The organism is Ferruginibacter sp., from assembly GCF_049840995.1.
In the GTDB taxonomy this organism is placed as follows: Bacteria; Bacteroidota; Bacteroidia; order Chitinophagales; family Chitinophagaceae; genus Ferruginibacter.
In genome coordinates this window covers 102,673-118,445 of the sequence record NZ_JASGIP010000003.1, presented here as the reverse complement: position 1 = coordinate 118,445, position 15,773 = coordinate 102,673, and the positions used below count along the sequence as shown (strand labels likewise).

Genomic DNA, 15,773 nt, shown 5'->3' with positions numbered 1-15,773 from the left:
CCATAAAGAAAAACATGCCATGCAGGAAGAATACAACATAGAGGAAAAACAGGTAGAACAGAAAATTGACTGGAAAGCTTTTCTGAGTTACAAATGGGTGGTGAAGAACATACCCTTTTTCCTTTTCCTGTCTGCACTGGCAGTATTGTACATCTACAACGGGCATTATGCGGATAAGCTTTCCCGTAAGATAGGTGTAACAGAAAATCATATTAAAGACCTGGAATACGAATACAAAACGATCAAGAGCGAAGTGATATTCCGGAGCAAGGCAAGTGAATTATCAAAGGCGGTGGAACCACTGGGTTTAAAAGAACTGGTACAACCACCTTTTGTATTGAACGCAACACCTGTTAAAAAATAATACCCGTAAGGGAAGATGGATGTAAAAAAAGACATATTGTGGAGAGTGTATCTCTGTTTTTTAGGGATGATACTGTTAGGCGTAATAGTATTTGGCAGGGCTTTTTATATCCAGCGTATTGAAGGCCGTTACTGGAAAGATATGGGTAAGACCCTGCAATTCAAAGACATGCCGGTAGAAGCAAAAAGAGGAACCATTTACAGCGAAGATGGTAACATGCTCAGTACTTCGGTGCCCATATTTGATGTGTTTGTTGATTTTGGCGCCGATGGTTTGGTAGAAAAGAACGGCAAACGTTTCAAAGACAATCTTGATTCATTGAGCACATCCCTGGCAGATCTTTTTAAAGATAAAAAAGCAGCTGTTTATAAAAAAGAATTGCAAGCGGCTTACAATGCCAAGAACAGGTATTATATCCTTAAAAGAAAGATATCATTCTCGGAGTATAAAGCTTTTTTGAATTTTCCATTGGTAAGGCAGGGAAAAAATAAAAGCGGTTTCATTTTCGATCCGAGAGATAAAAGGATCAACCCTTATGTGCTGCTGGCCAACAGGACCATTGGTTTATCAAGGGAAGATTCTTCGAAGAATGTGGGACTGGAAAGAAGTTATGACAGTGTGCTGAAAGGTACGTCGGGCCACAGTTTGATGCGCTATGTTGCCGGTGCTTATATACCGGTGGATGGTGCAGAACTGGAACCTGCGGAAGATGGAAAAGATGTGATCACCACGCTGGATACTTATATGCAGGATGTGGCAGAAGTGGCGCTGATGAAAATGCTGGTGGGCAATAACTCTTTGCATGGTACTGCCATTGTGATGGAAACTGCTACCGGTAAGATCAAAGCGATCGCCAATCTTGGTCAGCAGAAAGATAAAGAGGGCAATTTAATACATGATAAAGAGGGCAATGTGGTATATGCCGAAGACCTGAATTATGGTATCGGTAAAGCAACAGAGCCGGGTTCGATATTCAAGCTGGCTACACTGATGAGTTTGCTGGAAGATAAATACATCACCATTAACTCAAAAGTGGATTGTGAAGGTGGTGCGAAAGTTTTTTATGGATTGAAGATAAAAGATTCGCATTTGGGTGCAGGATTGGTTTCGGTGAAGGATGCTTTTGCAGCCAGCAGTAATGTGGCTTTTGCAAAACTGGCCGACCAGTATTACCATGCACAACCATCCAAGTTCATTGAACATTTGCATCATTACAGGTTAGATACACTTACCGGTGTGGATATTGATGCGGCATCTGCAAGAACAACAATCAAAAAACCAACCAACCGCAGCTGGGCCAATACCACCATTCCCTTTATGGCGCATGGTTATGAAGAACTGGTAACACCGCTGCACATGCTGATGCTGTACAATGCTGTTGCCAACAATGGTAAAATGATGAAGCCTTACCTGGTGAATGCGATAAGGGAATACGGCATGGATGTAAAGACCATTGAACCAAAAGTGCTGATAGAAAAAATATGTACAGATGAAACGCTGGTGCAATTAAAAGAATGTATGCGGGCAGTGGTGGATAGTGCACACGGTACCGGGCATAAGGTACTATCAGGTAACACTTATGGTATTGCGGGTAAAACAGGTACAGCGGTAACAGCATTGAACAACAAAGGATATAATAAAGGCAATAAGATATACCAGGCATCTTTCATTGGATATTTTCCGGCAGATAACCCGGTATATACTATGGCAGTAGTGATACAGAACAGTAACGATTCCAAGTTGCATTACGGTGCAGATGTTTCGGGTGCGGTTTTTAAAGAGATCAGCGACAGGATATATGGCCGCTATCTCAGCAGTAAGGATGGTGTTGCAGCAGTTGCAGACAGCAGCAATTATAACTTTTATGGTATGAAGGAGCAGCTGGCAACTGTATTTAATTTTTTAAAACTTCCGTTCACCGATTCGGCCTTTAACGGGGCCATGAGGCTGGCGAACATGAAGAATAATTTTTCCGTACTGAATGCACCGCTTTATTCATCTGCATCACCCGGTTCTGTTACCCCTAATGTTGTCGGAATGGGATTGAAAGATGCGGTGTATTTACTGGAAACCAATGGATGGAAAATAAATATTACCGGCAGGGGCAGGATCATTAATCAACAGCCGCTTGCGGGAACTGAAATAAGAAAAGAACAAAAAAATATTTCGATCGTATTAAATTGATATTACAGGACGTACTATATAAAGTTGCTATACGCTCGGTAAAGGGTAATACCCATACCGCGATAAAAGATCTGCAGATCGACTCCCGCAAAGTAAGTGGCGGTTCCTGCTTTATTGCATTGAAGGGAAGCGCAACAGACGGTCATGCTTTTATTGAAAAAGCCATACAAAGCGGCGCAGCAGTTATTATTTGCGAAACACTGCCGGAAACACTCAGCGATGCGGTTACTTATATACAGGTGGATGACAGCGCTGCCACAGCAGGTTTGATGAGTCATAATTTTTATGGTGAGCCATCTGCAAAAATGAAACTGGTGGGTGTTACCGGTACCAATGGAAAAACAACGATCGCTACTTTACTGTTCAAACTTTTTTCTGCACTGAAATATAAATGCGGTTTGATAAGCACCGTGCAGAACCAGATTGGTAACAACATTATTCCTGCAACACATACCACGCCGGATGCTATCAGCCTGAATGCGTTGATGAAACAAATGGTGGATGACGGATGTGAATACGTGTTCATGGAGGTAAGCAGCCATGCCATACACCAGCACCGCATTGCGGGCTTGCAGTTTGCAGGTGCATTGTTCAGCAATATCACCCACGATCACCTGGATTATCATAAAACCTTTGATGAATACATCCGTGTAAAAAAATCATGGTTCGATGATCTGTCAGCAAGCGCTTTTGCTATCAGCAATGCAGATGACAGGAGGGGGGCTGTGATGTTGCAGAATACTGCTGCAAAAAAATATTTCTACAGCCTTAAGACCATTGCGGATTTTAAAGGAAAAATATTAGACAACAGTTTGACTGGTTTGCATCTGTTGGTGAATGATGTTGAAGTGCATTTCCGCTTGATAGGAGAATTCAATGCATACAATTTACTGGCCGTGTTTGGCGCAGCCGTTTGTCTGGGAGAAGATAAGAGTGAAGTGTTGCAGGTGCTCAGCAGCCTGGATGGCGCCGAAGGAAGATTTGATTATACCATCAGCAACAGCAGCAGGGTGATCGGTATTGTGGATTATGCACACACACCGGATGCTTTACTGAATGTGCTGGCCACAATAAAAAAATTAAAGCAGGGCAATGAACAGGTGATAACTGTGGTGGGCTGTGGTGGCGACCGGGACAAAACAAAAAGACCGGTAATGGCCGAAGTGGCCTGCGAATACAGTGACAAAGTGATCCTTACTTCGGATAACCCACGCAGTGAGGATCCGTTGGAAATACTGAATGATATGCAGGCAGGTGTGAATGCGGCGGCCAAAAAAAAGGTATTGTCCATTGCCGACAGGAAAGAAGCGATCAAAACCGCGGTAAGCCTGGCGCAGAAAGAAGATATTCTTTTAATAGCCGGAAAGGGACATGAAAAGTACCAGGATATAAAAGGGGTGAAGTATGATTTTGATGATAAGCAGGTGTTGAAGGAAATGTTTGAATTGCTAGAGAAGTAAAGAAAAAGTACAAAGTGTATGAGTATAAAGTACGCAGGAGCATGAATAGGATTGTTTACTCTGTACTCAAAACTTAATACTAAAAACTAAAAAAATGTTTTATCACTTATTTAAATGGTTGAGTTCGGCTGGTTACAAATTCGCTGGCAGCAAGTTGTACCGTTTCCTGAGTATACGGGTAATACTGGCCATGATATTAAGCCTGGTGATAACAACGGTATTTGGAAGAAGGCTGATCGCTTTTCTCCGCAAAAAGCAATTGGGTGAAACGGTAAGGGACCTGGGACTGGCGGGTGAGCAACAGAAGAAAGGCACACCAACAATGGGTGGTATCATTATCATACTGGCTATTGTAATACCCACTTTGCTGTTTGCCGACCTGGATAAAGTGTATATCCGCCTGATGTTATTGTGTACCGTGTGGCTGGGTGGTATTGGTTTTATTGACGATTACCTGAAAATAAAATCAAAAAGAGATGCGCAGAAAAAAGGCATAGCGTATAAAAAAAGTGATAGCGATGGGTTGGCAGGCAGGTTCAAGATATTCGGGCAGGTGACGCTGGGTATAATAGTAGGCGCTACTTTATATTTTACACCCAGCGTGGTGGTAAAACGAGAAATACGTTCACAGATCGTTCTTGGGCCCAAAGAAAGAGCCACCAAATTCGACACGGTAACGATAGATGGTAAACGTACCATTTATGCGAATGTAAAAACGCCGCTTACCACCATACCGTTTGTAAAGAACCATGAGTTCAATTACGCCAAACTGTTACCGGAAAGCTGGAGGGATTATACTTATATCCTGTACATACTCATTGTAATATTTATTGTTACAGCAGTAAGTAATGGCGCTAATATAACGGATGGACTGGATGGGCTGGCGACGGGTGTGAGTGCGGTGATAGGCCTGGGCCTGGGCATATTTGCATACATCAGCGGTAATATAAAATTCGCTGAGTACCTCAATATCATGTACATACCGAATATCGGTGAACTGTCCATTTTTATTGCGGCGTTCGTGGGTGCATGTGTTGGGTTTTTATGGTACAACTCTTACCCGGCGCAGGTATTTATGGGAGATACGGGCAGCCTTGCATTGGGGGGTATCATAGCAGCGCTGGCCATTATAGTACGAAAAGAATTACTGATACCTATTTTCTGTTTTATTTTTTTAATAGAGCTGGTAAGTGTGATGCTGCAGGTATCGTATTTCAAATACACGAAAAAGAAGTATGGAGAAGGTAAGCGGATCTTTTTAATGAGCCCGTTGCACCATCACTACCAAAAACTGGGATACCATGAAAGTAAGATCGCTGTGCGTTTTTGGATCGTGACCATATTGAGTATGATAGTAGCTATTGCAACATTGAAACTAAGGTGATAAAAAGTGTCCCGTTTTTTGCGGACGGGAAATTGTTTGTTGAAAAACCGCAAGCTGGAAACTGTCATACAATGACATTCTAAGTTTTTCAATTTTTGGTAAATCAGTATCTGTGAAAAGTTTTTTATGATCAGTGAAACCCTATACCCGTTAAATTCTATGCTTTTGAAGAACCTTTTTAATGATTGCGGGTATAAGGCTGAAACCAGTGAACGAACTGGTAAATACTAATGCTATTGAAAAACCATTTTTTATTCCGCACATGCGGAGTGTATTAACAAGATTGTAAACATGAAACGATTGGTCATATTAGGCGCAGGCGAAAGTGGAGTAGGCACCGCCATCCTTGCTAAACAGCAGGGGTATGACGTTTTTGTGACTGATGGTGGCGCCATAAAAGAAAACTATAGAAAAGAACTGGCGGGCAGCAATATTGAATTTGAAGAAGCTACGCATACCGAAGCAAAAATTTTAAATGCAGATGAAGTGATGAAAAGTCCTGGCATACCGGAAAAAAATGAACTGGTAAAAAAGAATCAGGGCCAAAGGCATCACCATCATCAGCGAAATAGAATTTGCTTATCGCTATAAAGGCAACAGCAAGATTATTGCTATTACAGGCAGTAATGGTAAAACAACCACTACGGCATTGACCTATCATATCTGTAAAACCGGTGGAAGCGATTGTGCCATGGTAGGTAATATCGGCTATTCATTTGCCAAACAGGTGGCGGTGGATCCAAAGCCGTTATACGTTGCCGAAATAAGTTCTTTTCAACTGGATGATATCATCACATTCCGGCCGGATGTGGCGGTATTGACCAATATAACAGAAGATCACCTGGACCGCTACGAATACAAGATGGAAAATTACGTCAACAGTAAGTTCCGTATTGCCATGAACCAGCAGCCGGAGGATGTTTTTATCTATTCCTTAGATGATGAAGTAACTGCGAAAACTATTAACAACTATCACATTAAATCAACACTAGCCCCATTTACCATGAGTAAACCACTGCCGCAGGGTGCATACCTGATGAACGCAAAGTTGCATCTTAAATGGAAAAACGAAGAAATGCAAATGAGTATCAAAGATTTCGCCCTTAAGGGTAAGCACAACCAGTATAACAGTATGGCCGCAAGTTTAGCCGCCTCTGTTGTAGACATCAGGAAAGAGAAAATAAGAGAGGCCCTGCAGACTTTTGAGAGCCTGGAGCACCGTATGGAGACGGTGGCTACTATAAAAAATGTGGAGTTCATCAATGATAGTAAAGCCACGAATGTAAACAGTACCTGGTTTGCATTGGAAAGTATGGAAAAGCCGGTGATACTTATACTGGGTGGTGTTGATAAAGGCAATGACTATTCTTTATTGAAAGAACTGGTGCAGGAAAAAGTTAAAGCCATTGTATGTATGGGTACTGATAATACCAAGATACATGCGGCATTTGCTGATATCATGCCGCTGATGGTGAATACAGCATCAGCAAAAGAAGCAGTACAGGCAGCATTTCATTTTGCAGCAAAAGGTGATGTGGTATTGCTGAGCCCTGCATGTGCCAGTTTCGATCTGTTTAAAAATTATGAAGACAGGGGCAACCAGTTTAAACAGGCAGTAAAAGAATTGTAACCGGAAGCTCCAGCTTCCGGCCTAAATAAGATTAATGGCAAGTTTAATAAACATCAAAGAATTATTTACTCCCAACATGAGTAACAACCTGGTTAATAAAACCAAGGGCGACCGTGTTATATGGGGTATCGTGATAATTCTTACACTGATCAGTTTATTGGTGGTGTACAGCAGTACAGGTTCATTGGCCTACAAATACAGTAAAAGCACAGAGAGTTATTTGTTCAAACAGTTTGGGTTTATCATTCTTGGTGTATTGCTCATCTACTTTGCACACAGGGTGAATTATACTTTTTATGCAAGAGTAGCCAAGATCCTTTTTCTTATATCAATACCATTGATGATCTATACACTGCTGTTTGGATCAAGATTGAATAGTGCGAACAGGTGGATCACCTTACCGGTGATCAACATGACCATGCAGACCTCTGACCTGGCGAAACTGGCTTTGTTCATGTATTTAAGTTTGCAACTAAGCCGTAAACAGGCAGTGATAAAGGATTTTAAAAAAGGGTTTTTACCCATCATAATCCCGGTGGTAATTATCTGCGCATTAATTGCGCCGGCAAACCTGTCAACAGCATTGCTTGTGGGGGCAACCAGTTTTATGTTGATGTTCATTGGCAGGGTTAATACAAAGCATATATTATTATCCATGGGCATCGCATTGATCCCTATAATGTTTTTATTGTTATTGGCGGTAACAACTTATGATAAAGCAGCACATAAACAAAAGGATATTCCTGCAGTGTTTGCTTTTGGGCGTGTGCCAACATGGATAGGCCGTATACAGACATTTATATACAGTACTAAGGAAGATGAAAGTGAAAAGTTATACCAGATCAACCAGGCAAAAATAGCAATTGCAAATGGTGGCTGGTTAGGTAAAGGGCCGGGCAACAGTGAGGCAAGGAATTTTTTGCCACACTCTTACAGCGATTTTATTTATGCTATCATAATTGAAGAGTATGGTTTGTTTGGTGCAGCATTTATGGTTTTTATATACCTGCTTTTTTTATACCGGTGTATAAGACTATACCGGAAATGCCCTTATGCGTTTGGGGCATTTCTGGCGCTTGCACTCAGTTTTACGCTGGTGATACAGGCGATGGCCAATATGGGTGTTGCAGTAAATGCTTTCCCTAATACCGGGGTTACATTACCGCTGGTAAGTATGGGCGGAAGCAGTTTCCTCTTTACCTGTTTATCCATCGGTATTATTTTAAGTGTGGCAAGAAACGTAGAACAACTCGAGGGGAAAAACCAGCCGGTTGTTGCAGAATAACTGAAAGAATTGAATATGGCACAAAAGGTAATTATTGCGGGAGGTGGAACGGGCGGACATATTTTTCCGGCGGTTGCCATTGCCAATGCCATTAAAAAACTGCAGCCGGATACGGAATTCCTTTTTGTGGGCGCCAAAGGAAAAATGGAAATGGAAAAAGTGCCGCAGGCGGGATTTAAAATAGAGGGACTGGATATTGCAGGGTTCAACAGGAGTTCTTTGATAAAAAATATTGGCCTGCCATTTAAACTGGTAAAAAGTTTTATGCAGGTAAAACGAATTTTCAATTCGTTCCAGCCAACGGCGGTAATTGGCGTAGGCGGTTATTCAAGTTTCCCGGTGTTGCGATTTGCACAATCGAAGAACATCAAAACTTTTATACACGAAAGCAACTCGTTTGCCGGAAAAAGTAACATCATGCTGGGGAAAAAAGCCACCCGGATATTTGTTGCAACCGACGGAATGGAAAAATTTTTTCCAAAAGAAAAAATAATGATCACGGGCAACCCGGTAAGGGTGAGTATATCTCAAAGCCATATATCGAGGGAAGAGGGGATCAGGTTTTTTGGACTGGACCCCAATAAAAAAACAGTGCTTTCAATTGGCGGCAGCCTGGGTGCAAAAAGTATCAACGAAGCAATTGATAAACAAATTGAAGTGTTTGAGCAGGAAGGGCTTCAGCTGATATGGCAAACAGGTAAACCTTATGCTGAAAAAGGTAAACAGGCGGCAGAAGGTAAACCAAATGTTTGGGCCAACGATTTTATTACGCAGATGGAATATGCCTACGCCGCCGGTGATACGGTAATCAGCCGGAGCGGGGCCATGGCCATTGCCGAATTGTGCGTGGTAAAAAAACCGGTGGTATTTGTGCCCTTTCCCTTTGCGGCAGAGGACCATCAAACGGTAAATGCACAAAATTTAGTTAATAAAAATGCCGGCATAATGGTAAAAGACAGTGAAGCGTTGAATAAGTTGGTGCCGTCCATAATAGCCTTAGTGAAGAACGAACAGCAGCAGGCGGAATTAAAAACAAATATTGGCCAACTGGGTATTACCAATGCCGATGAAATTATTGCAAAGGAAATTTTGAAAACAATACAGTGATCGAGATCAATAAAATAGCGAGAATATATTTTGTAGGGATTGGCGGTATTGGCATGAGTGCGCTGGCAAGATATTTTAATGCAAAAGGAGTGGTGGTTACCGGTTACGATAAAACCGAAACCATTTTAACCAAGCAACTGGTGAGTGAAGGAATAAAAGTGCATTACGAAGATAATATTGAGCTCATTGACAAAGACGCACAGTTGATAGTTTATACACCGGCTGTTCCAAAAGATCATAAGGAGTTAAACTATTTTAAAGACAATAATTATACGGTGGTAAAGCGCAGTGATGTGCTGGGTGCTATCACCAACAGTTCTTTTAATATCTGCGTGGCAGGTACACATGGCAAAACAACTACCAGCACTATGGTGGCGCATATACTGCAGCATAGTGGTTACGGATGCAATGCTTTTTTAGGCGGTATTGCAGTGAACTATAATAGTAATTTCTGGAGCAGCGCCAATAATGTTTGTGTGGTGGAAGCAGATGAATACGACCGGAGCTTTTTGAAATTAAGTCCTGATGTTGCGATCGTAACAGCGATGGATCCTGATCACCTGGATATATATGGCACAGCAGAAAATGTGGAACAGGCATTTATCGATTTTTCTGCAAGGGTAAAAGAAGGAGGACTGTTACTGAGTAAATATGGCTTAAAAAGAGGTGATGAATTGAAAGCGGGGAAGCATTGTACGTATCATTTGAATAATGATAAAGCCGATGTACATGCTGCCAACATAAGGATCGATAACGGCAGTTATCATTTTGATGTGATAACAAAAGACTGGCAACTGAAAGATGTGCTGCTGAATATGGGCGGCATGCACAATATAGAAAATATGATCGCTGCCATTGCTGTGGCACATGAGCTGGAGATAGCGGATGAAAAAATAAAGGCGGCAGTAAGTTCTTTTAAAGGAGTAAAGCGCAGGTTTGAGTATATCGTGAAAAATGAGAGCGTGGTGTATATAGATGACTATGCACACCACCCGGATGAATTGAAAGCATTGCTGACGGGAGCGAAGAACTTATTTCCGGAAAAAAAATGCACGATCATTTTTCAGCCACACCTGTTCAGCCGCACCAGGGATTTTGCAGATGGATTTGCAGCAACATTGGGTATGGCAGACGAGATCATCCTGTTGCCTATTTATCCCGCAAGGGAATTGCCCATTGAAGGGGTGACAAGCGAGATGATACTGGATAAAATAAATAACAGCAATAAAAAAGTATTGTCAAAAAATGAAATAGCGGATTGGATAAAAAATAATGAAAGGGCATTGTTGATAACAGCAGGCGCCGGCGATATAGACACATTAGTAGCACCGATAAAAAAAATATTAACAAAAGAATAAAAATAACTGGCGGGTTAATTAATGGGAGAAGCAAAACGATACAGTATTAAAAAGATCTTGCTTGCCGCACTATGGTTAGTAGTGGGTGCAGGAACCACTGTGTTGCTGGTAGCTGCCATTAAAAAGAAAGATGCGATAAAGTGCAAAGAAGTTAAAATTAAAATAACCGGTATAGAAAACACCAATGGTCCAAAATTTGTTGACGAAGATGAAATCTTAAACACCATTGAAAGAGTAATGAATGGTAACCCGCTGGGCAAAGCGATCGGTGATTTTAATTTAAGAAAGATAGAAACAGAACTGGAAAAGAGTAAATGGGTAAGGAATGCAGAACTGTTCTTTGATAACAATGATATTTTAAAAGTAAGCCTGCAGGAAAGAGAGCCTGTGGCCAGGGTATTCACTACCGGTGGTACTTCTTTTTATATTGATACGGCACTGGCTATGCTGCCATTGAGTGAAAAACTTTCGGCGAGGTTACCGGTGTTCACTGGTTTTCCATCAGATAAGATCGTGCTTTCGAAAGATGACAGCAGTTTGCTGGGCGATGTAAGGGATATCAGCATTGCCATTCAGCAGGATTCTTTTCGCATTGCGATGATAGACCAGGTGGATATTACGCCGGAAAGGGATTTTGAAATGATCCCGAAGATCGGCAACCAGGTGATCGTTTTTGGTAATGCAGATGATGCGGAAGATAAATTTAAAAAGCTGGAATTATTTTATAAAGAAGTAATGGTAAAAGCGGGCTGGAATAAATACAGTATCATCAACGTGCAATATAAAAACCAGGTGGTGGCAAGGATAAAAGGTGCAGAAGATAAAACGGCTGATTCTGTAAGAACCTTACAGATCATGCAGGTGATAGCCGCCAATGCAGCACGCCAGGCAGAAGATTCTTTACAAACTATTTTACAGGATAACAACAATAACACTGCCGACAGCAGTATGATTCAGCAGTCGATACAGAGAGACGATGATATATCGGCTCCCGGTACCGACCTACCTCTGCAGCCAACAACCGGTCAACCAGCAGTTGTTACTCCCGTAAATTCTAATCCGTTACCCCCTGCAAAACCAGTGAGCACACATCCAGTTCCTCCTAAAAACCCACCTGTGGCCAAGCCCGCAGCTAAACCCAATCCTGTAAAGACCAACGCAACTGTTCCGCCTAAAAAACCGAACACCAATCCAATTGTAAAACCAAAACCAGCGGCGCCAAAACCAAAAGTTGTGATGCCGAATAGAAATGATTATTAAAACGAAGAGTACAAAGTTGAAAGTACAAAGTTGAAAGTGATAAGTACAAAGCGAAGAGAGTTGATGAACTAGGTACTATGTACTCTATACTTAAAAAAAACATACAAATACAAAACATACATTTATGAATCACGAACAACCCATCATTGTAGGCCTGGATATCGGTACCACAAAGATTGCCGCTATTGCCGGACGCAAAAATGAATACGGCAAACTGGAGATACTTGGTTTTGGCCGTGCAAATAGTAACGGTGTGCAGCACGGCATGGTGCTCAACATCGATCAAACCATCAAAGCCATTGAAATGGCCTTAAAGAATTGCTACGACTCCAACCCTAACCTGGAGATCGGGGAAGTTTATGTGGGTATTGCAGGTCATCATATAAAAAGTTTACAAACAAGAGGTGATATCGTTCGCCAGTCGATAGAGGAAGAGATACGCCAGGAAGAAATTGACCGGCTGATCGCTGATCAGTACCGCACTTATATCCCTGCAGGCGACCAGATCATTGATGTGATACCACAGGAATTTACCGTGGATAATTTTCAGAACATCCCCAACCCCATTGGCTACAGTGGTGTAAAAGTGGGAGCAAATTTTCATATCATCACCGGCGATAAAAATGCCATCCGCAACATCAACCGCAGTGTTGAAAAAGCAGGCTTGCAAACCAAGGACCTGGTGTTGCAACCACTGGCTTCTGCAGCAGCGGTAATGTGCGACCAGGACCTGGAAGCAGGTGTTGCCATAGTGGATATTGGTGGTGGTACCACTGACCTGGCTGTTTTTTATGAAGGCATTTTAAAACATACGGCGGTTATTCCTTTTGGTGGTGAAAATATTACCAACGATATCAAAACCGGTTTGGGTGTTTTAAAAACACAGGCCGAACAAATGAAAGTGCAGTTCGGCAGTGCTTTGAGCGATGAAGCTAAAGCGAATGCCTTTATCACTATCCCCGGCCTGCGTGGCATGGCGCCGAAAGAAATTTCTGTAAAAAATCTTGCTGCTATCATACAGGCACGTATGAGCGAGATCATGGATTTTGTTACCTATCATTTAAAACAGGTAGGGCTGGATACAAGAATGCTGAATGGTGGTATCATTCTTACTGGTGGTGGTTCCCAATTGAAACACCTGATCCAGTTAACAGAATATGTGACCGGTTTGAATGCACGTATCGGTTATCCGAACGAGCACCTGGCTTCCGGTCATATCGACGAGCTGGCCAAACCAATGTACAGCACCTGTATTGGTTTGATATTGAAAGGCTACAACGATTACGAGAACAAGAACAAGCAGTTCGAGGAAACTTTCAAAAAAGTTACCGTACCGGAAAGCTTACAACAGGAACCCGTAGACGAAGTACTGGATATAGCAGAAGAGCCTAAGCCCATGAAAGTAAAGCAGCGCAAAACATTAAAAGGATTTATGGATGGCTTTAAAAATGGCCTGATAGACCTGTTCAAAGAAGAAGAAGACGCGAAGCTATAACAAGGTCTGACGCCGCCGTCTGACCTTGTTATAGCTGGCATGATCAGACGAGGGCGTCAGATCAAATAAAAAAGAAGTTCTTAGAAAAGATTTCAAACTTACTACTCTTAAAGTCCCCTTTAGGGGATTTAGGGGTAACTAATCCATTATAAAATTCAGTGCACTTTTCTTTCTTACTAACTGAAAAGCGGGCGCTGAAAAATTCTAACAGTGTTTATCGAAATTTCCTTAACAAATTCGGTAAACGCTTAAAACAAATAAGCTATGATACATTTTGATCTGCCAAAAGAGCAATCTTCTATCATTAAAGTGATCGGAGTTGGGGGTGGGGGAAGCAATGCAGTAAACCACATGTTTGCTCAAAACATTGAAGGTGTAAACTTCATTATCTGTAATACAGATGCGCAGGCAATTGCGTTGAGTAAAGTGCCTAACAAAATTCAGTTGGGGCCGCACCTTACACAAGGGCTTGGTGCAGGCGCTAATCCTGCCATCGGCCGCCAGGCAACAGAAGAAAGTTTAGAAGAGATAAAACGCATACTGGAAGTGAATACCAAGATGGCCTTTATCACTGCCGGTATGGGTGGTGGTACCGGTACCGGTGGTGCACCTATACTTGCAAAAATCTGTAAGGACCTGGGTATACTTACCGTTGGTATTGTGACCACGCCGTTTGCATACGAAGGAAAGAAGAGGATCGCACAGGCAGAAGAAGGTATCATGTACCTGAAGAATCATGTGGATACCTTACTGGTGATCAGCAATGATAAACTGCGCCACCAGTTTGGTAATTTAAAAATGAAAGAAGCTTTTGCAAAAGCGGATAACGTGCTCGCTACTGCTGCTAAATGTATCACCGATGTGATCAACAGCACGGGCCAGATCAATGTGGACTTTGCGGATGTGTGCACCGTAATGAGCAATGGTGGTGTGGCTATATTGGGCAGCGCTACGGCCGAAGGTGAGAACAGGGCACAGCATGCCATTGAAAATGCACTGAACTCTCCATTACTGAATGATAATGATATCCGTGGCGCAAAATGGATATTGATCAACATCAATTCTGCCGAAGGCGAAAATGAATTTACGATGGATGAAGTGGAAATTATCCAGAACCACTTGCTGAGCAATGCAGGAGAAGATACTGATGTGATACTTGGTTTGGGGTATGATAATACCTTAGGCAACCAGATCGGCATTACATTGATAGCAACCGGTTTTGAACATAAAGATCCGTTTGAAAAGAAAGCAGCAGAAGTGGTGGAAGAAAAGAAAGATGATAAGATCATTATGACGCTGGACATGCCGGTGAAAGAACAACCAACAGCGAAAGTGGTTAAGATAGCTGCACAACCTACGCTGCAGTTTGAAGAAAAAGATGAGGATGAAGCCATTGCAGAGATAAGTGAAGCGCCGGTGCAGATAGTGGAAGATGCAATGATGCCGAAGCTGGTGGAAGCAAAAACGGAAGTTAAAAAAGTAGAAGTACCAAGTAAAACTACTGGGGAAAAAATTGATGAAGCGCCCGTGTTTTTTGAAATATCTTCGGCCGCAGATCAAACGCCTGTAATAGCATTTGATATACCCGAAACTCCGGCACCCACCGAAAAACCCGTTAAAAAAACCAGCGTTCAAACTAATATTTCAGCAACGAATAAAGAAGCTAGCGCAACAACCCCTTCGTCGGGGGTGAAACTGGCGAAGCCTTCGCAGATCTATGCGCAGGAACAGCCGGAAACAGAATCCAATTCTACCGAGGAGCTACCGCCATTGCAGGTAACAATCAAGGCCGACGAACCTGAAATTGAAATGCAACTGGTGGTTAAATCCCATCAAGCGGCGGAGGAAGAGCAACTTGTACAACAAACTCAGCCCATCATGATGTCCAGTGTTGAGGAGCCTGCACCGCAGGACGAAACAGAGGAACTCAGGCGCCGGGCTATGGAACGCATTGCGAAGCTGCGTAATTTGTCATTCAACATCAATGCAGCCGATCCGAACAACGAGTTTGAAACGGTGCCAGCTTACCTTCGCCGCAATATGGAACTCCACAATTCCATTGCCGACGTAGAGAATTTTTACAGCAACTACACTGTAAAAAGCGATGATAACAACCAGGCTGAGATCAGCACTATCAACACATTTTTAGACGGAAAGAAACCCGATTAATATGCTTGCATCAGCGGGGTACCGCTGATGCTTACACGAAGTTTTGTATTGGATATGTATGTTTAGCCCCGCTCTTG

Annotated in this window: 10 protein-coding genes and 1 pseudogene; all 11 read left to right on the top strand. The window is 42.3% G+C overall.

The genetic code is table 11. The features are described 5' to 3' along the window. The first annotated feature begins 19 nt into the window (after positions 1–19). Positions 20–364 (top strand): FtsL-like putative cell division protein, encoded by a 345-nt coding sequence (locus QM738_RS02060; protein ID WP_462275017.1) that lies wholly within the window; start codon positions 20–22, stop codon positions 362–364. A 15-nt stretch (positions 365–379) separates the two neighbouring features. Next, positions 380–2,548, top strand: a complete 2,169-nt coding sequence (locus tag QM738_RS02055; RefSeq protein WP_462275016.1) for a penicillin-binding transpeptidase domain-containing protein — start codon at positions 380–382, stop codon at positions 2,546–2,548. Continuing rightward, positions 2,545–4,008, top strand: coding sequence for a UDP-N-acetylmuramoyl-L-alanyl-D-glutamate--2,6-diaminopimelate ligase (locus QM738_RS02050; RefSeq protein WP_462275015.1), 1,464 nt, complete (start codon positions 2,545–2,547; stop codon positions 4,006–4,008). The genes QM738_RS02055 and QM738_RS02050 overlap by 4 nt, the downstream gene beginning before the upstream one ends. Positions 4,009–4,102: 94 nt before the next feature. Further along, positions 4,103–5,392, top strand: coding sequence for a phospho-N-acetylmuramoyl-pentapeptide-transferase (mraY, locus tag QM738_RS02045; RefSeq protein ID WP_462275014.1), 1,290 nt, complete (start codon positions 4,103–4,105; stop codon positions 5,390–5,392). A gap of 291 nt (positions 5,393–5,683) precedes the next feature. Then, positions 5,684–7,022 (top strand): annotated as a pseudogene (gene murD, locus QM738_RS02040) (UDP-N-acetylmuramoyl-L-alanine--D-glutamate ligase). 34 nt (positions 7,023–7,056) lie between these two features. Next, entirely contained in the window at positions 7,057–8,307 is a 1,251-nt protein-coding gene (locus QM738_RS02035) for an FtsW/RodA/SpoVE family cell cycle protein (RefSeq protein WP_462275013.1), read from the top strand. A gap of 15 nt (positions 8,308–8,322) precedes the next feature. After that, positions 8,323–9,414 carry an undecaprenyldiphospho-muramoylpentapeptide beta-N-acetylglucosaminyltransferase gene (gene murG, locus QM738_RS02030; RefSeq protein ID WP_462275012.1) on the top strand — a complete coding sequence of 364 codons (1,092 nt, stop codon included), beginning with the start codon at positions 8,323–8,325 and terminating at the stop codon, positions 9,412–9,414. Further along, the gene (gene murC / locus QM738_RS02025; RefSeq protein ID WP_462275011.1) at positions 9,411–10,772 is read left to right on the top strand and encodes a UDP-N-acetylmuramate--L-alanine ligase; all 1,362 of its coding nucleotides are present in this window, start codon (positions 9,411–9,413) and stop codon (positions 10,770–10,772) included. Before murG ends, murC begins: the two co-directional genes overlap by 4 nt. 21 nt (positions 10,773–10,793) lie before the next feature. Continuing rightward, positions 10,794–12,032 (top strand): cell division protein FtsQ/DivIB, encoded by a 1,239-nt coding sequence (locus QM738_RS02020; protein ID WP_462275010.1) that lies wholly within the window; start codon positions 10,794–10,796, stop codon positions 12,030–12,032. A 124-nt stretch (positions 12,033–12,156) separates the two neighbouring features. Further along, positions 12,157–13,527 (top strand): cell division protein FtsA, encoded by a 1,371-nt coding sequence (gene ftsA, locus QM738_RS02015; protein WP_462275009.1) that lies wholly within the window; start codon positions 12,157–12,159, stop codon positions 13,525–13,527. Positions 13,528–13,791: 264 nt separating this feature from the next. Further along, positions 13,792–15,696 carry a cell division protein FtsZ gene (gene ftsZ, locus QM738_RS02010; protein WP_462275008.1) on the top strand — a complete coding sequence of 635 codons (1,905 nt, stop codon included), beginning with the start codon at positions 13,792–13,794 and terminating at the stop codon, positions 15,694–15,696. Positions 15,697–15,773 lie beyond the last annotated feature (77 nt).